Origin of the sequence: Rhodococcus sp. ENV425 (genome assembly GCF_002887785.1) — a bacterium.
In the GTDB taxonomy this organism is placed as follows: Bacteria; Actinomycetota; Actinomycetes; order Mycobacteriales; family Mycobacteriaceae; genus Rhodococcus; species Rhodococcus aetherivorans.
In genome coordinates this window covers 14962-36179 of the sequence record NZ_PCZU01000288.1, presented here as the reverse complement: position 1 = coordinate 36179, position 21218 = coordinate 14962, and the positions used below count along the sequence as shown (strand labels likewise).

General features: G+C 71.2%; 17 protein-coding genes. 8 read left to right on the top strand and 9 right to left on the bottom strand.

Features of this window, described 5'->3' with window-relative positions; all coding sequences use genetic code 11:
- The 3 genes from CQZ88_RS27665 to CQZ88_RS27655 form a co-directional block, all read left to right on the top strand.
- Positions 1–1342: putative PEP-binding protein (locus CQZ88_RS27665; protein ID WP_102800596.1), on the top strand; the 1342-nt coding region annotated here is incomplete at its 5' end.
- 73 nt (positions 1343–1415) lie between these two features.
- The gene (locus CQZ88_RS27660; RefSeq protein ID WP_029543368.1) at positions 1416–2726 is read left to right on the top strand and encodes a uracil-xanthine permease family protein; all 1311 of its coding nucleotides are present in this window, start codon (positions 1416–1418) and stop codon (positions 2724–2726) included.
- An 80-nt stretch (positions 2727–2806) separates the two neighbouring features.
- Positions 2807–3949 (top strand): acyl-CoA dehydrogenase family protein, encoded by a 1143-nt coding sequence (locus CQZ88_RS27655; RefSeq protein WP_029543369.1) that lies wholly within the window; start codon positions 2807–2809, stop codon positions 3947–3949.
- A gap of 93 nt (positions 3950–4042) precedes the next feature.
- Here the strand turns inward: CQZ88_RS27655 and lexA are convergent, their stop codons facing one another.
- On the bottom strand, positions 4043–4756 hold the full coding sequence (gene lexA / locus CQZ88_RS27650) for a transcriptional repressor LexA (protein WP_102800595.1): 714 nt from the start codon (positions 4754–4756) through the stop codon (positions 4043–4045).
- Positions 4757–5007: 251 nt separating this feature from the next.
- Between lexA and CQZ88_RS27645 the strand changes: the two genes are divergently transcribed.
- Both CQZ88_RS27645 and nrdR read left to right on the top strand, forming a co-directional pair.
- Positions 5008–5637 (top strand): LysM peptidoglycan-binding domain-containing protein, encoded by a 630-nt coding sequence (locus tag CQZ88_RS27645; RefSeq protein WP_083662504.1) that lies wholly within the window; start codon positions 5008–5010, stop codon positions 5635–5637.
- A gap of 192 nt (positions 5638–5829) precedes the next feature.
- Complete coding sequence (nrdR, locus tag CQZ88_RS27640) at positions 5830–6303, top strand: transcriptional regulator NrdR (RefSeq protein WP_029543374.1); 474 nt, start codon at positions 5830–5832, stop codon at positions 6301–6303.
- A 42-nt stretch (positions 6304–6345) separates the two neighbouring features.
- Here the strand turns inward: nrdR and hrpA are convergent, their stop codons facing one another.
- The gene (gene hrpA / locus CQZ88_RS27635) at positions 6346–10266 is read right to left on the bottom strand and encodes an ATP-dependent RNA helicase HrpA (protein ID WP_102800594.1); all 3921 of its coding nucleotides are present in this window, start codon (positions 10264–10266) and stop codon (positions 6346–6348) included.
- Between the two features lie 68 nt (positions 10267–10334).
- Between hrpA and CQZ88_RS27630 the strand changes: the two genes are divergently transcribed.
- Positions 10335–11597, top strand: a complete 1263-nt coding sequence (locus tag CQZ88_RS27630; protein ID WP_102800593.1) for an aspartate aminotransferase family protein — start codon at positions 10335–10337, stop codon at positions 11595–11597.
- A gap of 49 nt (positions 11598–11646) precedes the next feature.
- Here the strand turns inward: CQZ88_RS27630 and CQZ88_RS27625 are convergent, their stop codons facing one another.
- From CQZ88_RS27625 to CQZ88_RS27610, 4 genes are all read right to left on the bottom strand, one after another.
- The gene (locus CQZ88_RS27625) at positions 11647–11910 is read right to left on the bottom strand and encodes a hypothetical protein (RefSeq protein WP_006935037.1); all 264 of its coding nucleotides are present in this window, start codon (positions 11908–11910) and stop codon (positions 11647–11649) included.
- A 111-nt stretch (positions 11911–12021) separates the two neighbouring features.
- Positions 12022–13119 carry an MBL fold metallo-hydrolase gene (locus CQZ88_RS27620; protein ID WP_167666164.1) on the bottom strand — a complete coding sequence of 366 codons (1098 nt, stop codon included), beginning with the start codon at positions 13117–13119 and terminating at the stop codon, positions 12022–12024.
- A gap of 52 nt (positions 13120–13171) precedes the next feature.
- Positions 13172–13759: a cysteine dioxygenase family protein gene (locus CQZ88_RS27615; protein ID WP_006935034.1), complete on the bottom strand. Its 588-nt coding sequence runs from the start codon at positions 13757–13759 to the stop codon at positions 13172–13174.
- 111 nt (positions 13760–13870) lie between these two features.
- The gene (locus CQZ88_RS27610) at positions 13871–14920 is read right to left on the bottom strand and encodes an alpha/beta fold hydrolase (RefSeq protein WP_006935033.1); all 1050 of its coding nucleotides are present in this window, start codon (positions 14918–14920) and stop codon (positions 13871–13873) included.
- Between the two features lie 140 nt (positions 14921–15060).
- Here CQZ88_RS27610 and CQZ88_RS27605 point away from each other — a divergent pair, with 140 nt between their 5' ends.
- Both CQZ88_RS27605 and CQZ88_RS27600 read left to right on the top strand, forming a co-directional pair.
- Positions 15061–15717, top strand: a complete 657-nt coding sequence (locus tag CQZ88_RS27605) for a hypothetical protein (RefSeq protein WP_029543381.1) — start codon at positions 15061–15063, stop codon at positions 15715–15717.
- Positions 15718–15812: 95 nt separating this feature from the next.
- Complete coding sequence (locus tag CQZ88_RS27600; protein WP_006935029.1) at positions 15813–16190, top strand: VOC family protein; 378 nt, start codon at positions 15813–15815, stop codon at positions 16188–16190.
- A 35-nt stretch (positions 16191–16225) separates the two neighbouring features.
- On the opposite strand, the gene CQZ88_RS27595 is transcribed toward CQZ88_RS27600, so the two are convergent.
- Genes CQZ88_RS27595 through CQZ88_RS27585 form a run of 3 tightly spaced genes read right to left on the bottom strand, consistent with a single transcriptional unit; the run spans position 16226 to position 20933 of the window.
- A complete protein-coding gene (locus CQZ88_RS27595; RefSeq protein ID WP_006935028.1) occupies positions 16226–16978 on the bottom strand; it encodes a LysR substrate-binding domain-containing protein in 753 nt (250 codons plus the stop codon).
- 4 nt (positions 16979–16982) lie between these two features.
- Complete coding sequence (locus CQZ88_RS27590) at positions 16983–18425, bottom strand: amidohydrolase (RefSeq protein WP_102800591.1); 1443 nt, start codon at positions 18423–18425, stop codon at positions 16983–16985.
- Positions 18426–18428: 3 nt separating this feature from the next.
- A complete protein-coding gene (locus tag CQZ88_RS27585; protein ID WP_029543384.1) occupies positions 18429–20933 on the bottom strand; it encodes an RNA helicase in 2505 nt (834 codons plus the stop codon).
- Positions 20934–21218: the final 285 nt, after the last annotated feature.

Below are 21218 nucleotides of genomic sequence, written 5' to 3'. Positions count from 1 at the left end.
CACCGACCAGTTCGCCGACATGTTCACCAAGCTCGGCGGGCTGATGGCCGAGCGCGTCACCGACCTCCTCGACATCCGCGACCGCGTGCTCGCCGAGCTCAGCGGCCACCCCGAACCCGGTCTCGACCTGCCCGAGGAACCGTCGATTCTCTTCGCGGAGGACCTCGCCCCCGCCGACACCGCCGGCCTCGATCCGACCCGCGTGATCGGGCTCGCCACCACCCTCGGCGGGCCCACCAGCCACACCGCGATCATCGCCCGGCAGCTCGGCATCCCCTGCGTGGTCGCGGCGGCCGACCTGGACACCGTTCCCGCCGGCACCCGCGTCCTCCTCGACGGGGCCGCCGGTGAGATCCGTCTCGACCCCGACCCCGAAGGCGCGGCCGCTGCGGTCGCAACCGACCGCAGCGAGCGTGCGCGCATCGCGTCCTGGGCCGGCCCCGGCACCACCGCGGACGGTCATCGTGTCGAGATCCTCGCGAACGTGCAGGACGGCGCCGGTGCCCGTGCCGCCCGCGAGACCCCGGCCGAGGGGGTCGGCCTGTTCCGGACCGAGCTGTGCTTCCTGGACCGGGAAACCGAGCCGACCGTCGAGGAACAGGCCGCGATCTACGCCGAGGTCTTCACCGCCTTCGCCGGCCGGAAGGTCGTCCTGCGGACCCTCGACGCGGGCTCCGACAAGCCGCTGCGCTTCGTCAACCACCCCGACGAGCACAACCCCGCACTCGGGTTGCGCGGCATCCGGATCGCGACCGCCACCGAAGGACTGCTCGACCGGCAGCTCGACGCCGTCGCCGACGCGGCCGCCCGCACAGGCGCCGCGCCGTGGGTGATGGCGCCGATGATCGCGACCGTCGCGGAGGCCGCGCACTTCGCCGCCGCCGTCCGCGCCCGCGACCTCGTGCCGGGGGTGATGGTGGAGGTGCCGGCTGCCGCGCTGCTCGCCGAACGCCTCCTCGAACACGTCGACTTCCTGTCGATCGGCACCAACGACCTCGCGCAGTACACGATGGCCGCGGACCGCATGTCGCCGCACCTCGCGGCCCTCACCGACCCGTGGCAGCCGGCCGTGCTGGCCCTGGTCGCCCGCACCGCCGCCGCCGGGCGCGCGGCCGGCAAGCGGGTCGGGGTGTGCGGGGAGGCGGCAGCCGACCCGTTGCTCGGCTGTGTCCTGACCGGCATGGGGGTCACCTCGTTGTCCTGTGCGGCAGCAGCCGTCGCCGGCGTCGGCTCCCGCCTGGCCACGGTCACCCTCGACCGGTGCCGCGAGGCCGCGGACGAAGTGCTCCGCACCGTCGACCCCGGCGAGGCGCGCGAGGCGGCGGCCCGCGTGCTCGCCTGACCGAGGTGATCCGCGTCGGGAGCGACCCCCGCGACCTGCTCCCGGAGCCGGCCGGCGCCTACCATTCCCCGTTGTGAACGAACAACTGAGGACGCGGACGGCCGGGTTCGGCTGGACCCTGCACGGCGACGGACGTCGCGTTGCCGACGGCGAGGTCGTCGCCCCGGACGAACGACTGTCCTGGCCCCGCACCGTGGGCATCGGCATGCAGCACGTGATCGCGATGTTCGGCGCCACGCTGCTCGTGCCGACGATCACAGGCTTCCCGGTCACCACGACGCTGCTCTTCTCCGGTGTCGGCACCGCCCTGTTCCTGCTGATCACCCGCGGCCGGGTGCCCAGCTATCTCGGCTCGTCGTTCGCGTTCATCGCGCCGCTGGCGGCCTCGGCCGGCGAGGGCCCCGCCGCCCAGCTCGGCGGCATCGTCGCCGTAGGAGTCGCCCTCGCGCTCGTCGGTCTCGTCGTCAAGGCGCTGGGGTCCCGCGTCGTCGACGCGCTGATGCCGCCCGTCGTGACCGGCGCGATCGTCGCCCTCATCGGCCTGAACCTCGCGCCGGTCGCGGTCGGATCCTTCGAGGCCCAGCCGCTCGTCGCGGCGATCACGCTGGCCGCGATCCTGCTCGTCACGGTGCTCGGCCCCGGCCTCGTCGGCCGCCTCGGCATTCTCGTCGGCGTGATCGTCGGCTGGCTCTTCGCCGCCGTCTCCGGCGGCCTCGCCGAGGAACGCGTCGCGGCCCTGCGCGACGCCGCGTGGTTCGGCCTGCCCGAACTGCGCGCCCCCGCGTTCGAGCTGTCCGTGGTGCTGATCGCCCTGCCCGTCGTGGTGGTTCTCGTCGCCGAGAACGTCGGCCACGTCAAGGCCGTGGCGGCCATGACCGGCCGCAATCTCGACGACGTCGCCGGCGACGCGCTGCTCGCCGACGGCCTGGCCACGACGCTCGCCGGGGTCGGTGGCGGCTCGGGCACCACCACCTACGCCGAGAACATCGGCGTGATGGCCGCGACGCGGGTGTACTCGACCGCGGCGTACTGGGTGGCCGCCGCGACGGCCGTGGTCCTCGCCTTCTCCCCGAAGTTCGGTGCCCTCGTCTTCACCGTCCCGGACGGCGTGCTCGGCGGCGCCACCCTGGTCCTGTACGGCTTGATCGGCATCCTCGGCGTGCGGATCTGGATGGAGGCGAAGGTCGACTTCACCGATCCGGTCAACCTCACGGTGGCCGCCGCCGCGCTCGTGGCCGGGATCGGCGACCTCACCCTCACTGTGGGTTCCGTCGAACTCGGTGGCATCGCGTGGGGCTCGATCGGCATCCTGATCGCCTACCCGCTCCTGCGGCGATTGGCGGACCTGCGCCGCCGGCCGCCCGGCGTGTCCGGTCACAAATAACGCTCGTTCCTGTCAGCGTCAGACCCGTCCTCCGATGTCTACCGTGAGCGTGACGTACGTCATCGGATACAGGAGCGCACATGGAACGCACCCTCTTCGAGCCCGAGCACGAACTTTTCCGCGAGTCGTACCGGAAGTTCCTCGAGCAGGAGGTGGCTCCCTTCCACGAGCAGTGGGAGCAGGACAAGATCGTCGACCGTGAGGTCTGGAAGAAGGCAGGCGCGCAGGGCTTCCTGGGCATGGCCGTGCCCGAGGAGTACGGCGGCGGCGGTGTCGAGGACTTCCGCTACAACACGATCGTCACCGAGGAGACCACGCGCGGAGGTTTCAGCGGCATCGGTTTCATGCTGCACAACGACGTCGTGGCGCCGTACCTGCTGAAGCTGGCGAACGAGGAGCAGAAGCGGCGCTGGCTGCCGGGATTCTGTTCCGGCGAGATCATCACCGCGATCGCGATGACCGAGCCCGGCACGGGCAGCGACCTGCAGGGCATCAAGACCCGCGCGGTGCGGGACGGCGACGAGTGGATCCTCAACGGTTCCAAGACCTTCATCACCAACGGCATCAACGCGGACCTGGTGATCGTCGTCGCCTGCACCGACCCGGACAAGGGGGCGCAGGGCTTCTCGCTCCTCGTCGTCGAGCGCGGGATGGCCGGCTTCGAGCGCGGCCGCAATCTCGACAAGATCGGCCTCGCGGCGCAGGACACCGCCGAGCTGCACTTCACCGACGTGCGGGTGCCCGCCGCCAACCTCCTCGGTGAGGAGGGCCTGGGCTTCATCTACCTGATGCAGAACCTGCCGCAGGAGCGCCTGTCGATCGCCGTGGTGGCGGCGGCGGCGATGGAGGCCGTGCTCGAGGACACGATGCAGTACTGCCGCGACCGCAAGGCGTTCGGCAAGTCGATCGGCAGCTTCCAGAACACCCGGTTCGAGCTGGCGGAGCTGGCCACCGAGACCACCCTCGCGCGCGTGTTCGTCGACAGGTGCATCGAGCAGCTCAACGCCGGAACCCTGAGCGTGCAGGAGGCGGCGATGGCCAAGTACTGGACCACCGACAAGCAGGTCGAGCTGATCGACCGGTGCCTGCAGTTGCACGGCGGTTACGGCTACATGCGCGAATACCCGGTCGCGAAGGCGTATCTCGACGCCCGCGTGCAGAAGATCTACGGCGGCACCAACGAGATCATGAAGGACATCATCGGCCGCGGCCTGAATCTCTGACCGGCCCCGGGGCACCGGTCCCGGCCCGGAACGAGCACGGGCGGCGCCGCGATCCGCGGCGCCGCCCGCGCGCGTTCGCGGGGAGGAGCGAGGTCAGAGCTTGCGGATCACGGTGACGACCTTGCCCAGGATGACGGCGTCGTTGCCCGGAATCGGTTCGAACATCGGGTTGTGCGGCATCAGCCACACGTCCTTCTTCACGCGCTTGAACGTCTTCACGGTCGCTTCGCCGTCGAGCATCGCGGCGACGATATCGCCGTTGTCCGCGACGTTCTGCTGGCGCACCACCACCCAGTCACCGTCGCAGATGGCCGCATCGACCATCGATTCGCCGACCACCTTGAGCAGGAACAGCGAACCCTGCCCCACCAGTTCTCTCGGGAGCGGGAACACGTCCTCGACGGACTCCTCCGCCAGGATCGGACCGCCCGCCGCGATCCTGCCCAGCACGGGAACCATGGCGGCCGGCGTGGCGGACTCGGCGGCGGTGTCGACCCCCTCCGCCGGCTGCGCCTGCGGGGCCGCAGGCTGCGGATCGTCGAGGCCGCGCACGTCCACTGCCCGGGGGCGGTTCGGATCGCGCCGGAGGAAGCCCTTGCTTTCGAGGGTGCGCAACTGGTGCGCCACCGACGAGGTGGAGTTGAGGCCCACCGCGTCGCCGATCTCGCGGATGCTCGGAGGGTAGCCCCGTTCGGTGACCGATTCGCGGATCACCTCGAGGACGCGGCGCTGGCGTTCGGTCAGGCCGGCGGCCGGATCGGCGGTGGTCGTCCGGCTCCGCCCGGCCCGGGGATGGCCGTCCGTCATGATCGTGACCTCCGTGCGTCGTGTGTCGGATGTGCTGGATGTGATGGATCGAATCTAGCTCTCCGATGGCCGGTTATCAAACATCTGTTCGAGATTTTCGGCCGGTAGTGCTGACTTTGTCGGAGCGGCGTGGTACACATCGAACACACGTTCTTTCGAACAGGTGATCGAATTACTCTCGCCGTCGATCGAGCGGTGACCGAAGTTCCGCCGCGGGCCCCGTCCCGCGGACGAGCGACACGGAGGCCTCGATGAGGACATCAGCAGTTCGCCGCACCGAATGGAACGACACCCGGCACCACCCAGGCCAGTGCGACGACACCGGGCAGTACGACACGGGACACTACGACGACACCGGGCAGTGCGACACAGGGCCGTGCAACGACACCGGGCAGTTCGAGGACACAGGGCAGTACGACACCGGACGGGACGGCGAGGGCCGGGCACGACGCTCCGCGGCGACGCACCTCGCCCGGCGGCCGCACGAGGCGCCGGACCGGCGGCTGCCGGTCCGCCCGGATCCGGGGGTGGTGGACTACCGGCGCGCTCCGGTCCGGGTCTCGCGCGTCCCGCACCGGCCCGCCGGGACCGCGCAGCCCGGCCTGCGCACCGTACTGGCGACGGCCCTGCTGACCGCGGTCGCGACCGCGGGACTGCTCGGGATTGCCCACCTGCGCACCAGCCAGGTTGCGGCCGGGGCCGCACGTACCGACGTCACCGTCGTGCAGGCGGGGGAGTCGCTCGGCGACGTCGCGGCGCGGGTGACTCCGGGTTTGCCCCGCCCCGAGGCGATCGAGCGGATCCTCGAACTCAATGCCATGTCGGACGGCCGTCTGCGGGACGGCCAGACCCTGCTCGTTCCGGCCTCCGCGCCGCGGTGAACCGGCATGGACGGGCGGGTACCGGATCCGGCCGACGATCCGGGTATGCAGGTATTGTCGACTCTTGTCAGTCACACCACCTCGTGTGGTCGCGCCGAGAGCGATTCGCCTGCCGGTGAGTCCGGTCTCGGGAGGACGGCATCGGTTCGACGCCGACGTCGCGGCCAGCACGGCTACGACGAAGGAATCGACATGTACTGCCCGTATTGCCGGCACCCCGATTCCCGCGTCGTCGATTCCCGCGAAGCCGACGAGGGGGCCGCGATCCGTCGCCGAAGGGCATGCCCCCAGTGCGGCAGGCGTTTCACCACCGTCGAGACGGCGGTGCTGTCGGTCGTCAAGCGCAGCGGCGTCACCGAACCGTTCAGCCGGGAGAAGGTGGTGCGCGGGGTGGCCCGTGCCTGTCAGGGCCGCGACGTCGACAACGACGCCCTCAACCTCCTCGCCCAGCAGGTCGAGGACGCGGTGCGGGCCAAGGGTTCCCCGGAGATTCCGAGCAACGAGGTCGGTCTGGCCATCCTCGGCCCGCTGCGGGACCTGGACGAGGTGGCGTATCTGCGATTCGCCTCCGTCTACCGGTCCTTCAGCTCCGCAGAGGATTTCGAGCGCGAGATCAAGGAACTGCGCGAGCACCAGCACCGACGCGAGACCGAGTCCCCGGACTGAGCGCCGCGCCGTTCGGTGCGCGCCGGGATCCTCGTCGCCGGATCAGCGAATCGCCGCGACGGCCTTGAGGATTCGCGTCTCCGAGATCGGCCCGCGGGTGCCGAGGTGCTGCGCGAACAGGCTGACCCGCAACTCCTCGATCATCCACGAGACCTCCCCCACGTCGGCAGCCGTGGCCCGCTCCTCCGGCAGCCGGGCGAGCAGTCGGTCGTACTCGGCGTAGACCCGGTCCAGCACGTCCATGCCCTGCCGGTCGCGAAGCGCGCTCGCCGGCAGCGATTCGAGCCGGTGTGCCGCCGCCGCCAGGTAGCGGGGCAGGTCGGCCAGCCGGGCACTGCCGAGTTCGGCGACGAAACCCCGGAACAGCAGCGAGGTCAGCTGTTCACGCACGTCCTCGGCGGCCTCGCCGCGCACCCGTTCGAGCAGCACCTCCACCTCGTGTGCCCTGGCCAGGGCGGGGACGACGAGCTTCAGCAGCGCCGCCACCCGGCCCGGCAGCTGGGCCCGCACCACCTTCGCCAGCGCGGTGAACTCGTCCGGTGTGCGCACCGGCTTGCCGTGCCGGGCGATCAGCTCGTCCACGGCGCACGCCCGGCAGTCCTCGAGCAGATCCTCGAACGAGCCGTCCGGATTGCGGCCGAGCGCCAGCCGTTCGCCGTTGCTCAGGCCCGACGTCGCGGCGCGCGCCTGCATCGGGACCGCCTCGAGCAGCAGGGCCCGCAGCCCGGTGCGCATCGCGGCCTGCTGCGCGTGCGGGGTGCTGAGCACCCGCACGGCCACGCCACCATCCTCGGCGACCAGCGTCGGATATCCGGTCACCTGCTGGCCGGCGACGGTGCGTGTGACCGTGGGCTCGAGGGTGCCGAGCGTCTCGGCTGTCCATACCAGTGCCGGCGCGCGCTCGGTGCTCGACGCCGCCCGGGAGACCTCGGCCTCGACACGGTTCGCCAGCTGCCTGCGCAGCGCGGTCAGGCTCTTGCTGCGCGCGAGTACGGCGCCGCGTTCGTCGACGGCCGCGAACGTCATCCGCAGGTGGTCCGGCAGGGCGGTCGGGTCGAAGTCGCTCGGCTCGATCCGCGCCGCGCCGAGCCGCGACAGCTCCCGCGCCATCGCGTTGACGAGCGGCTCGGAGCGCGGCTGCACGGACGCGAGGGCTGCCGCAGCGAAGTCCGGTGCCGGAACGACTTGGCGGCGAAGATGCTTGGGAAGCGTCTTGATCAGGGCGGTGACCAGCTCGACCCGCATACCGGGTACCGACCAGTCGAAGCCGACCGGCCGGACCCCGGCCAGCAGCGCGACGGGAATGCGGACGGTGACGCCGTCCTCCTCGGTGCCGGGCTCGAACTGGTAGGTGAGGGGGAACTGCAGATCGCCCTGCCGCCACGCGTCGGGGTAGTCGCCGCCGAGGACGGTGGGCGCCTCCTGGTTGACCACCGTTTCCGGGGTGAAGGTCAACAGGTCGGGATTCTTCTGCCGCTCCTTCTTCCACCACGCGTCGAAGTGCCGCGCCGAGACGACCTCCGGTCCGACGCGCTGGTCGTAGAACTCGAACAGGGTCTCGTCGTCGACGAGGATGTCGCGCCTGCGGGCCCGGTGCTCGAGCGCCTCCACGTCCTCGAGCAACTCACGGTTGGCGTGGAAGAACCTGTGGCGCGTCCGCCATTCGCCCTGGACGAGGGCATGCCGGATGAACAGCTCGCGTGAGGCCTCGCGGTCGATCGGGCCGTACTGCACGGGCCGTTGCGCGACCAGGGGAATGCCGTAGAGCGTGACCCGCTCGTAGGCCATGGCGGCCTCGCGCCTGGTGGACCAGTGCGGTTCGGAGTAGGTGCGCTTGACCAGGTGCGGGGCGAGCTTCTCGGCCCATTCGGGTTCGATCCGCGCGGTGACCCGAGCCCACAGCCGCGACGTCTCGACCAGCTCGGCGGCCATCACCCAGCGCGGCGGCTTCCTGGACAGCGACGAGCCGGGGAAGATCGCGAACCGGGTCCCGCGCGCGCCGAGGAAGTCCCGCTTCTCGCCCTCACGCACGCCGACGTGCGAGAGCAGCCCGGCCAGCAGCGACTGGTGGATCGCGTCGTGGCCGACGTCCTGATGCCGCGTCTCCCACCCGAGGTTGAGGGTGATCTGGCGCAGCTGGCCCTGCAGATCCTGCCATTCCCGGATCCGCAGCCAGTGCAGGAACTCGTCGCGGCACATCTTGCGGAACCGGCTGGACGACAGTTCCTTCCGCTGCTCCTTCAGGTAGTCCCACAGCTTCAGGTACGCAAGGAAGTCCGAGCCCTCGACGGCGAACCGGGCGTGCTTCTCGTCCGCCGCCTGCTGGAACTCGGCCGGCCGTTCGCGCACGTCCTGGATCGACAGCGCCGCAACGATGATCAGGACCTCGCGCAGGCACCCGTTGCGGTGACCCTCCACGATCATCCGCGCCATGCGCGGATCGACCGGCAACAGCGCGAGTTCGCGTCCGGTGCCGGTCAGTTTCGGTGGTTCGTCCTTCGACGGCGGTTCGAGCGCACCGAGTTCCTCGAGCAGCGCGATACCGTCGCGGACGGCCCGCGGGTCGGGGGCCTCGACGAATGGGAACGAGGCGAGGTCGCCGAGCCCGAGCGCCGTCATCTGCAGCACGACCGAGGCGAGGTTGGTGCGCAGGATCTCCGGTTCGGTGAACTCGGGGCGGGCCTCGAAGTCCTCCTCGGAGTACAGCCGGATACAGATGCCGTCGGCGACGCGGCCGCAGCGGCCGGACCGCTGCCGGGCGGAGGCCTGCGAGATCTCCTCGATGGGCAGTCGCTGGACCTTGGTGCGCACCGAGTAGCGGGAGATCCGCGCGGTGCCGGGGTCGACGACGTAGCGGATACCGGGCACGGTGAGCGAGGTTTCGGCGACGTTGGTGGACAGCACCACTCGCCGGCCGGTGTGTGGGGTGAACACCCGGTGCTGCTCGGCGGCGGACAGCCGCGCGTACAGCGGCAGGATCTCGGTGCCCCGTAGCTTGCGGTCGCGCAGCGCGTCGGCGGTGTCGCGGATCTCGCGTTCACCGGAGAGGAACACGAGGATGTCCCCGTCTCCCTCGGCGCAGAGTTCCTCGACCGCCTCACAGACGGCATCCACCGGGTCGCGGTCGACGAGCGCGTCGCCCACCTCGACCGTCAGGGGACGGTACCGGATCTCGACCGGATAGGTGCGGCCGGAGACCTCGACGATGGGCGCGGGCGTGCCGTCGGCCGCTGCGAAGTGGTTCGCGAACCGTTCCGGGTCGATGGTCGCCGAGGTGATGATCACCTTCAGGTCCGGCCGCCGGGGCAGCAGTTCCTTGAGGTAGCCGAGGATGAAGTCGATGTTGAGGCTGCGTTCGTGGGCCTCGTCGATGACGAGGGTGTCGTAACGGCGCAGCAGCCGATCGCGCTGGATCTCGGCGAGGAGGATGCCGTCGGTCATCAGCTTGATCAGCGTCGAGTCCGACACCCGGTCGGTGAACCGGACGGTGTAGCCGACGGTGTCGCCGAGTTCGGAGTCGAGTTCCTCGGCGATGCGCTCGGCGACCGCCCGGGCCGCGATGCGGCGCGGCTGCGTGTGCCCGATCAGGCCGCGGACGCCGCGGCCGAGTTCGAGGCAGATCTTCGGGATCTGCGTGGTCTTGCCGGAGCCGGTCTCGCCGGCGACGATCACCACCTGGTGGTCGCGGATCGCGGCGGCGATGTCGTCCCTGCGCTGCGAGACCGGGAGGTTGTCGGGGTAGGTGACCGTCGGCACGCCGGCCGCCCGCGCCGCGAGCCGCAACCGCGCCTGCTCGATCTCGTCGGCGATCTTCGCCAGCGCCTCGGGTCCGCGGGCGCGGTCGAGCCGCCGGCGGATGCGGTGCTCATCGCGCAGCGATACCTCGGTGAGGCCTGCCTTCAGGTCGCGACGGGTCGCCCCGGGCGGGGCGGGGGAGCGCGGGGTCTCGGGTGAGGTGGACATGCTGAATCAACAGCCTAGCGAAGCGCGGACCGTCGCCGCGCGGCACCCGCGGACCGTCGCCGCATAGGATGGCAATTTCATCGCCGTTCGTGGAACAGGAGCAGATCGTGGGCGCGTTGTGGCACGGGTTCGCAGACATGGGTGTCGTCGAGCGGGACGGTGCGTTCGTCGTCGCGCGCGGAGAGGGCGCCTACATCTGGGATTCCGCCGGCACCCGCTATCTCGACGCGACCGCCGGCCTGTGGTTCGCGAACGTCGGCCACGGCCGCTCCGAGATCGGTGACGCGGTGGCGGCGCAGCTGGCGAAGGTGGCGCACTACTCCAACTTCGGTGACCTCGCCGCGGAGCCGACCGTCGAGCTGGCCGAGCGGCTCGCGACGATCGCTCCCGTTCCCGGCAGCAAGATCTTCTTCACCTCGGGCGGTTCCGATTCGATCGACACCGCGGCCAAGCTGACGCGCCGCTACTGGCAGGAGATGGGCCGGCCGGAGAAGACCCTCGTCGTCAGTCGCGAGAAGGCTTACCACGGCATGCACGTCGGAGGCACGTCGCTCGCCGGGATCCCCGTCAACGCCGAGGGGTACGGGAACCTGTGGGACGACGCCGCGAAGGTGGCCTGGGACGACGCGAAGTCGTTGCTCGCCCTCATCGAGCGGGTCGGCGCGGACCGGATCGCGGCGTTCTTCTGTGAGCCGATCATCGGCGCGGGTGGGGTGTACCTGCCGCCGGAGGGCTATCTCGCCGAGGTCCGCGACATCTGCCGCGAGCACGACGTGCTCTTCGTGGTCGACGAGGTGGTCACCGGCTTCGGCCGCATCGGCGGGTCGTGGTTCGCCTCTGGCCGGGTCGGACTCGAACCCGACCTGATCACCACGGCGAAGGGCCTCACCTCGGGGTACGTGCCGATGGGCGCGGTGTTCGTGGCGCCGAAGGTGGCCGAGCCGTTCTTTGCCGGCGGGGTGTGGTGGCGGCACGGCTACACCTACGGCGGGCACGCCGGTGCCGCCGCGGCTGCCCTGGCGAACCTGGACATCATCGAGCGCGAGAACCTGCTCGACGAGTCGGCGCGGTTGGAGCGGACCCTGCACGAGAAGCTGTCCCCGCTGGCCGAGCACCCGCGCGTCGCGGAGGTCCGCAGTGGTCTCGGCGCCGTCGCCGCAGTGCAGCTCGCCGACCCGGGTGAGGCGCTGGAGTTCGTGAAGGCGCTTCGGCGGCACGGGGTTTCGAGCCGGGCGGCGGGACAGGGTGCGCTGCAGATCTCGCCGTCGTTCGTGATGACGGACGAGCAGGTGCAGGGCCTCGTGGACGGGTTCTCCTCGGCCCTGGGTTGATCGACGATCGAGCGGCGCCGACCGTTCGGCACCGGCACCGCGGGTCGCGTCAGCGGCGGGGGCGGAGCCGTTGCAGCACAGTGCAGATCCGCTCGCGCAGTCCCGTGGGCACGTCGTCCAGCGGTACCGCGCCCTGCGTGTCGTGCGCGGCGGCGACGCGGGCGTAGCGGTCGTGGAGCACCGTGCGTACCTCGTCGGGCGTGTGGGCGCGTCGTCTGCGCTCGTCGCGCGCGACGACTGCGCCCGTCGCCGCGACGCCGACCACACCGGCGAGTCCGACGAGCTTCCACCACTGCCTGCCCTTCAATGCCATGGGCGCGAGCCTAGACGGTAGGGATTGGGCTGGGGCCGCGCTCACCTGGGACCGATGCTCGCCACCGTCGATCGGCGCGATCGCCCGGACGCTCCGGCCGAACAGTGTGCCTCAGGGCCTGTCCGGTACTCCGTTGCGTCCCTGCGCGGCCGTATCCGGCTGCGGGCTTGTCCGGAATTCGAATCGGCTGCCGACGGCATTGGGGTGGAAGGCGTCCGGGAGGGCGGTGAACAGCGCGTGCTGCGCCTTCCACGACGTGCAGTGGGCGGGCACGACCACGGCCGGATCCGCCGCGGCGAGGGCGGTCACCGTCCGGGGGACGATCGGGCCGTCGCGGAGATGGAACCCGCCGAGGACGGCATGGAGCCGGCCGACCCCGGTGAGCCGCTCGGCGTGCTCGAGGATGTTGATCAGCCCGGCGTGCCCGCATCCGGTGAGCACGACGAGTCCCCGGTCGCGTAGGTGCAGGACGACGGCCTGGTCGTCGTGGATGAGCGGGTCGGGCCGCCAGCGGCCGTGCCGGTGGGCTTGATGGCCCGGCATGCCGGTCTCGTACTCGGTGGTCCGGGCGATCCGGCCGGTCACCAGGAGCATTCCGTCCAGCAGGAAGGAGGGGCGCCGGTTGTCGACGACGACGAATCCCGCGCCCTCGATCGCCGCGCGGCTCGGCGTCGGTAACTCGAAGGCGCCGTCGGGACCGACGATGCGCCGCCTCGTCCAGAAGTCGGGGTGCACGAGGATCGGCAGGTGCCGGGAACCGAGCCGGCGGGCGAGGCCCTGCAGACCCATGACGTGGTCGAAGTGGCCGTGGCTGAACACGATCGCCTCGATGCCGTCCGGGGAGATCGCCAGCCGATCGAGATTCGCCATCAGGCCGTCCGGCGTGGCCCCCGCGTCGTAGAGCACGCGGTGCGTGGTTTCGCCGACCCGGACCTCGATCAGTACGGAGAACCCGTGCTCCGCTCGGAGGAGGTCGACAGTCCGGAATCCGACCGCCAGATCGCTGGGGACGATCGGGAGCGGACCTGCCGATCCGGCCGGCCCCCAGCGGCGGACGGGCCCCACGTCGGGCAGCAGCACGTCGGAGGAGTTGTCCACCAGCGTCGTCACATCGACCGCGTCGACCGGCCGGAGCTCCACCCGTACGGGGTCCCGCTCCGGCAGCTGTCCGGCGGATCGTCGATCGCGGGTCTCCGCTCCCGTCCTCACGCCCTCCTCCTTCCGGTGGATACGGTGAAACAGCCTTCGGCCGGCCGGGCCGTCAGTGCTCGGGGCCGAGGTCGGTGAAATCGGGACGGAAGGGCGCCTCGCTGCCCGTCCGCAGATCGAACGTGCTGCGGTTCTGCGTGAGAATGTCCGTGCCGTAGACGTGGATCGAGATCGCATCGGTCCCGTCGAGTGCCTCCACCGAGTGGATCGTTCCGTCGGGAACGACGGTCACCGTGCCCCGCGGGTTCACGAAGGTGTCGGCAACCTGGAGCCGGGCCCTGCCCGGCACACTCCCGTCGTCGAGCCGGCGATACCACGTCTCCCGTTCCCGGCCCCGATACACGCCGACCACGGCCCACGCGCCGTGATTGTGCGCCGGAGTGCTCACTCCGGCCTTGAACACCGCCACCAGGATCGACAGGTGCCCGTCCGAGGCCCGGTAGAGGGGGTACAGCACCCAGTCCCGCGTCTCGGGACGCTCCTGGTACTGCGGGTCCAGCCAGTCGCTGTCGTCGGCGACTGCTGCGGCCAGAACCGCACGGACCGCCTCCGGTCCGTCGCGCAGTGCGGACGCCTGTCGGAGGCGGGGGATCAGATCGTGGATCGACTGCCGGTGGCCGACTTCGGTGTGCCTGTTCATGATGCACCTCCTGCAACCGCTCTCGAAGAGAACGGTATGCGCACAACAGTGATGAATGCATCGGTACCAGTACGGACGTCGCGCGCCGTCCCGGTGGTGCCGGGCGCCGGCTCACAGACCGAATTCGACCGCCCGCCGCACCAACTCCACCCTCGAGTTGATGCCGAGCTTCGCGTAGATGTTGGCGAGGTGGGTCTCCACGGTTCGCTCGCTGATGAACAGGCGCCGGCCGATCTCGGGGGAGCTGAGTCCGGCGACCGCCAGCGCGCCCACCTCCCGTTCGCGGGTGCTCAGGGCCTCCGGCCCCCAGGCCGGGCGGTCCCGGCGGCCCCGCCGTACCCCCGTCAGGAAGGCCTCGATCTCGATCAGCACCGCGTCCATGTCGCCGATCCAGGGCCAGTGATCGATCCCGGGCAGTTCGACGAGTGTCGCGCCCGGAACGCGCGCCGCGACGTAGCGGGAATGCTCGACCGACAGCCACGGATCGTCGACGTGGTGGAGCAGGAGCGTCGGCACCCGAATCTCGTGCAGCCTCGGACGAAGATCGGTCGCGGCGCAGAGCCGGAACAGGTCCCGTGCCTGCGCCGGGCCCGCCGCCGCCCGGGCGTGACGCGCGAACCAGGATCGATACCGCTCGTCCCCGGCCAGGGTCGGATTCATCGACGCGATGCCGGAGCCCGTCGCCCACCCCTCGTCGATGCCGGCCAGGACCGACGAGAAGAACTCCTCGCTCCACCCCGCCGCATACCCGTCGTCCTCCAGGAGCCGGGCATGGGCGTCCCACAGGATCATCGAACGTGTGCGGCCGGGGTACTTCAACGCGAACGAGGTGCAGATCCCGGCGCCGACGGCGACCCCGAACAGGGTCGCCCGCCGGGACCCGGCGGCGTCCATCACGGCGCGGATGTCCTCGACGCAGGCGTCCATGGACACCTCCTCCCGCGGCACGTCCGACAGGCCGGTGCCCCGCTTGTCGAACCAGATCAACCGGGCGAACGACGCCAGGCCGCGCAGGAAACGCGCGAAGAACCGCTCCTCCCAGGCGAGGTCGAGGTGCGAGACGAATCCCGGAACGAAGACGAGGTCGGGTCCCGCCTTGCCCAGCACCTGGTACGCGATGCTGACATCCCCGCTGGCGGCGTACCGGACCTCGTGGTCCATCCCTGCACCGTAGCGCCGTCTGCCGCGCTGTCAACCTCGGGTGAGGCGCAGCGAGGCGGGGCAGCGACGGCGGGCCGGCCACCACCTCCCGTGCTCGGCGGCCGGATCCCGTTACCTCCCCGCGTGAGAGGCTGTCGGTCATGCAGCAGCGGAGCTCAGCGCAGTCCCGGATCACCCTCGACGAGGCGGTGGAACTGACCCGCACCGGCGACCTCTGGATCTTCCGCGGCAGCAGCCACGCCGACCGGGCGATCCAGACGCTGACCAACGCCCCCGTCAACCACGTCGGCATGGCGGTGGTCCTCGCTGATCTGCCACCGCTGATGTGGCATGCCGAGCTGGGCAGGAGCCTGCCGGACATGTGGACCGGCCGGCACCACCGCGGTGTGCAGCTGCACGACCTGCGCGAGGCGGTGCAGGTGTGGAGTGCCCGGTACGGGCAGCGCGGCTGGCTGCGCCAGCTCGGCGTCGAGGTGACGCCGGAGCAGGAGGATCAGCTGCTGCGCACCGTCGCCCGGCTGGACGGCACGCCGTTCCCCTCGACGGGCCGGCTGGCGGGGCGCTGGTTCGCGGGCCGGCTGCCGTGGCGGAAACGCACGTCGGATGCGGGTCTCGAGCGCGCGTACTGCGCCGAGGTGGTGGGCGCGACCCTGGAGGCGATGGGGCTGCTCGAGCAACGCGGGCGCGGCAGCAACTGGTACGACCCCGGACGGTTCTGGAGCGGGGACCGGTTGCCGGCCGCGCCCGGGGTCGCATGGGGGCGCGAGATCGAGGTCGTGCCTCCCGAAAACGGGTGAGGGGCTGGTGCGCTCGGTCGCCCCGCCGAAGGCCCACGCCGCCGGATAGGCCCGTTTGCCGGGCCCGCGCGACGACTTCGCGGGATCATGAGCCCATGTCGCGTCCCGCCATCGCACTGCAGGTCTACGTCCTCGACACGCCGGACCCGTCCGGGCTGGCCTCGTTCTACGCCGTGCTGCTCGGCTGGGACATCGACGACGCCGCTACCGACGACGACTGGGTCCAGTTGCGCGCCCCGGCCGGCGGGGGCCTGGCGTTCCAGCTGGCCCCCGAGTTCACCCCGTCGACGTGGCCGGACGACCGGGTCGGGCTGCAGGCACACCTGGACCTCGAGGTCGACGACCTCGACGCCGCGGAGGAGTGGGTGCTGCGGCACGGCGCAACCCGCGTCGTCGGGCCCAACCCCAGCCCGACCTTCCGCACCTACCGGGATCCGAGCGGCCACCTCTTCTGCCTGGTGCGGTCCGCGTGAGCGGTCCGTGTTCCGGCCCGGGGCCTCCCGGGCGGCTACCGGCGCCGGCGCGCCCGTCCGGCGCTCTTCGGCCGGCCCGCGTTTCCGCGGCGGGTCTTCGGCTTCTTGTCGCCGACCACCTTCTTCGGCTGCGATCCCTGCCGCTCCCCGCGCCGTTTCTGCTTCGGCTGGGACTCGTCCTGCCGGCCGCGGGAGCTGTTGGCGGTGCGGCCGCGCACGATCCCGACGAACTCCTCGACCAGATCGGTGGTCCGCGCCGAAAGCCACACCAGGCCCACCTGCGACTGCGGGGCATCGGTCACCGGCCGGTACGTCAGATCCTTGCGGTGGTACAGCCGGGCCAGCGACTGCGGCACGACCAGCACCCCCACCTCGGAGGCGACGTACGACACGGCCGTCTCCGTCGTGGCCGGGCGCTCGAACGCCGCCTCTCCCGGCAGGCGCGCCCAGTCCAGCACGTCGTCGCGCGGATGCAGCACCGTTTCCTCCGCGAGATCGGCGACGCTCAGTTCGTCGACGGCCGCGACGGCATGCTCCTCGGGTACCACCACCACCGATACCTCGGTGTAGAGATTGATCACCGACAGCCCCTCGCGCGGCAGCGGCAGCCGCAGCACCGCCGCGTCGACCGTGCCGTCGCGCACCGCGGCCTCGCCGTCGGCGGCGTCCACGGGCACCAGCTCGAGGGGGACGTCGGGTATCCGCTCCGCCCACACCCGCACCCATTTCGCGGGGGTGACCCCGGGGACGTAGGCCAGCCGGAACACCGGGGCGGACTCTTCGCTCACCCGCTCAGGCTAGCGGCCCGTGCGTCCAGCGTCCGCCGAGCATCGTGCCCCACACCGGCATCGCGGCCAGCTCCGCACCGGAGCGGGGCAGCGTGTCCGCGTCGAGCACCACCAAATCGGCGACGTCGCCGACGGCGACGCGGGCACGACCACCGGTGGACGCGGCCAGCGCCACCTGCAGGTCCAGTTCGTGCTCGCGGTGCCAGACCCGGCCGTCGGGCAGCGTGCGGTCGATCGCGGCGGCCAGCGTCCGCCACGGATTCAGGGGCGCGACCGGCGCGTCGGAGCCCAGTACCAGCCGCGCCCCGGCCGCGTGCAGCGTCCCGTACGGGAAGGCGCGGTGCGTGCGGCCGGGCCAGTACCGTTCGGCCAGGTCCACGTCGTCGTACACGTGCGCCGGCTGGATGCTCGCCGTCACACCCGACCGGGCGAACCGCGGGAAGTCGCGCTCGGCCACGAACTGGGCGTGCTCGACGCTGCCGCGCGCCCCGGTGGCGGCGAACGCGTCGAGCACGTGCTCGCAGGCGTGGTCACCGATCGCGTGGATCGCGCTCTCGACCCCGTGTTCGTGGGCGTGGCGCATCAGCGGCTCGAGCCGTTCCGGCGGCACCGACAACATCCCGTGCCCGCCGTCGGGATACGGGTCGTGACAGTAGGCGGTGCGGGTGCCGAGCGATCCGTCGACGATCACCTTCAGCGGACCCACCGTCGCCAGCCCCGCGGTGCCGGGTACCACGTCGCCGGTGCGCATGCCCGCCGCGATCGCCGCGTCCAGCCACCGGGGCCAGATCCCGCACCGCACACGCAGGTGCCGCGTCCCGGCGCCGATGCGGCGCCTCCACGCGGCGAGAGTGTCCGCGATCTCGAAGTCGACGACGCCCACCACGCCGCGGGCGGCGGCCGCCCGGGCCGCGGAGTCCACGAGGCGATCGCGCACCTCGTGGTTGACGCGCTGGATCTCGTTCATCAGCGGCATGAACTCGGTTTCCCGCAGCAGCCCCGTGGGGTGTGGATGCAGCGAAAAGCTCTGTAGCGCAGCAGTATTGAACCAGGCGCTGTGCAGGTCTGCGCTGAACGCGACGACCGGCCGGGCGGGGGCGATCGCATCGAGCGCCGCAGCGGTGGGCGTGTCCGGCCACAGCCCGTCGCGGAAACCGTGCGCGACCACGACGGGGGCGTGGTCACCGGCCAGGCGGGCGGCCACCAGCGCGACCGCGTGCGCGGCCGACGTCGCGCCCGACAGGTCGAGCGCGGCCTGCGCGAGGGTCCACTGGTCGAAGTGCACGTGCGCGTCCCACAGGCCCGGCAGCACCAGTCGCCCGCCGGCGTCGACGACCTCGGTGCTGCCCGCGATGTCACCGCCGATGCGGTCGCCGGTGATCGGCAGGTCGACCGGGCCGGCACCGGGCGCCGTGCGGGCGCCACGCAGGACGAGGGACGGCGGCACCGCTCAGCCCTCGACGATCTCGAACTCGTCGAACACCACCTCGCCGGCCGCGTCGGACTCGGCGAGGTTCACCTCGCCGAGCAGCGCCCAGCCGTGGTCCCCGGCGGGGTCGGCGAGGGTCTGCCGGACCCGCCACAGATCCTTCTCCTCGACCACGGTGAACAGCTGCGGGCCCCGCGCGTCGGGGCCGGTGCCGATCTCGTCGTACTCCTCGAAGTACAACTCGAGCAGGTCGGCCCAGTCCTGGGCCTCGAGCCCGTCGCCCAGCTCGGCGAGCTCGTTCCACCGTCGCCGCGACGCCAGTTCCACCCGCTTGAACATCGCATTGCGCACCATCACCTTGAACGCCCGCGTGTTCGCCGAGATCGGTTTGGGCACATCCGCGCCGAATGCCACCTGCTGATCGTCGGATTCGACGCCGGGGTTGGTGAGCGACTCCCACTCGTCGAGCAGGCTCGAATCGACCTGGCGGATCAGCTCGCCCAGCCACTCGGTGAGGTCTTCGAGTTCCTCGGTGCGGGCCGCGTCCGGAACCGTCTGGCGCAGCGCCCGGTAGGCGTCCGCGAGGTAGCGCAGCACCAGTCCCTCCGAACGGGTCAGGCCGTAGTGACCGACCAGTTCGGCGAACGTCATGGCCTTCTCGACCATGTCCCGCACCACCGACTTGGGGGACAGCGGGAACTCCGAGACCCACGGATGCCCGGCGCGGTACGTCTCGAACGCCGGCTCGAGGAGTTCCGCCAGCGGCTTCGGCCAGGTGATCTCCTCGAGCAGCTCCATGCGCTCCTCGTACTCGATGCCGTCGGCCTTCATCTGCTGCACGGCCTCACCGCGCGCGGCGTGCTGCTGCGCCATGAGGATCTGCCGCGGATCGTCGAGCGTGGACTCGATCACCGACACCACGTCCAGCGCATAGGTGGGGGAGTCGATGTCGAGCAGCTCGATCGCGGCGAGCGCGAACGGCGACAGCGGCTGGTTCAGCGCGAAGTCGCGCTGCAGGTCCACGGTCAGCCGCGCCGTCCGGCCGAACTCGTCGGGCTCGTCGAGCTGCTGCACCACCCCGGCCTGCACCAGCCCCCGGTACAGCGAGATCGCCTTGAGGATGTGCCGGCGCTGGGCGGGGCGCGCTTCGTGGTTGTCCTCGAGCAGATGGCGCATCGCCTCGAAACAGCTGCCGGGGCGGGCGATCACGTTCAGCAGCATCGAATTGCTCACGGAGAAGCGCGAAGTGAGCGGCTCGGGGGATGCGGCGACGAGCTTGTCGAACGTGCCCTCGCCCCACGAGACGAATCCCTCGGGCGGCTTCTTGCGCTGCACCTTGCGGCGCTTCTTCGGGTCGTCACCGGCCTTGGCGAGGGCCCGCACGTTCTCGATCTCGTGCTCGGGCGCCTGCACCACGACGGTGCCCATCGTGTCGAATCCGGCACGGCCGGCGCGGCCGGCGATCTGATGGAACTCGCGGGCCTTGAGCTGCCGGGTCCGGGTGCCGTCGAACTTCGTCAGGCCGGTCAGCAGCACCGTCCGGATGGGCACGTTGATGCCCACCCCGAGGGTGTCGGTCCCGCAGATGACCTTCAGCAGCCCGTCCTGGGCCAGCCGCTCGACGAGCCGCCGGTACTTCGGCAGCATCCCGGCGTGGTGCACGCCGATGCCGTGCCGCACCAGCCGCGACAGCGTCTTGCCGAAGCCGGTGGAGAACCGGAACGCGCCGATCGCCTCGGCGATCGCGTCCTTCTCCTCGCGCGAGCACATGCTCACGCTGGTCAGGGCCTGCGCCCGCTCCAGGGCGGCGGCCTGGGTGAAGTGCACGACGTAGACGGGGGCCTGGTGCGTGGTGACCAGTTCCTCGATCTCTTCGCCGATCGGCTTCTGGGAGTAGGTGAACGACAGCGGCACCGGCCGCTCGGAGCCGGACACCTCGGTGGTGGTGCGGCCGGTGCGCCGGGTCAGGTCCTTCTTCAGGAAGGTGACGTCGCCGAGGGTCGCCGACATCAACAGGAACTGCGCGCGGGGCAGTTCCACGAGGGGCACCTGCCAGGCCCACCCGCGGTCCGGCTCCGAGTAGAAGTGGAACTCGTCCATCACCACCTGGCCGATGTCCGAGCCGGCGCCCTCCCGCAGCGCCAGATTGGCGACGATCTCGGCGGTGGCGCAGATGATCGGGGCACCGGGGTTCACCGAGGCGTCGCCGGTCATCATCCCGACCCGATCGGCGCCGAACACCTCGCACAACGCGAAGAACTTCTCGCTGACCAGCGCCTTGATCGGGGCCGTGTAGAAGGTGCGCGTACCGGTGGCCAGGGCGAAGAAGTGCGCGCCGAGCGCCACCATCGACTTGCCCGACCCGGTGGGCGTCGCGAGGATCACGTTCGACCCGGAGACCAGCTCCAGCAGCGCCTCCTCCTGCGCCGGATACAGCGAGAGGCCGCGCCCGGTCGTGAAGGTGGTGAAGGCGTCGAACAGCGAGTCCTCGTCGACGATGTCGGGGGTCAGATCCGGAAGCAGCACCGCTCCAGGCTAGTTGTTGCCGCCGTGACCGCGCCGACGCGCCGTGTGCGGCAGGCCGGCGCGCGGTGGCCGACGGGTCCTGCCGCCCGCGCCGGTCTCGACGGCTGCACCTGCCGGAGCGGGCCGACGGCGACGTGCGACGGCGTTCGAGGACTCGGCGCGGGGCGTCGTGGGCGGCGGGTCGCTCAGGTGGCGCTGCGTTCGTCGGCGCCCATCGCGCCGAGCACGGCCCGGCGGGTGGCCGGACTGCCGGTGATCCGGCTCTCGCTGACGCCGTTGATCAGC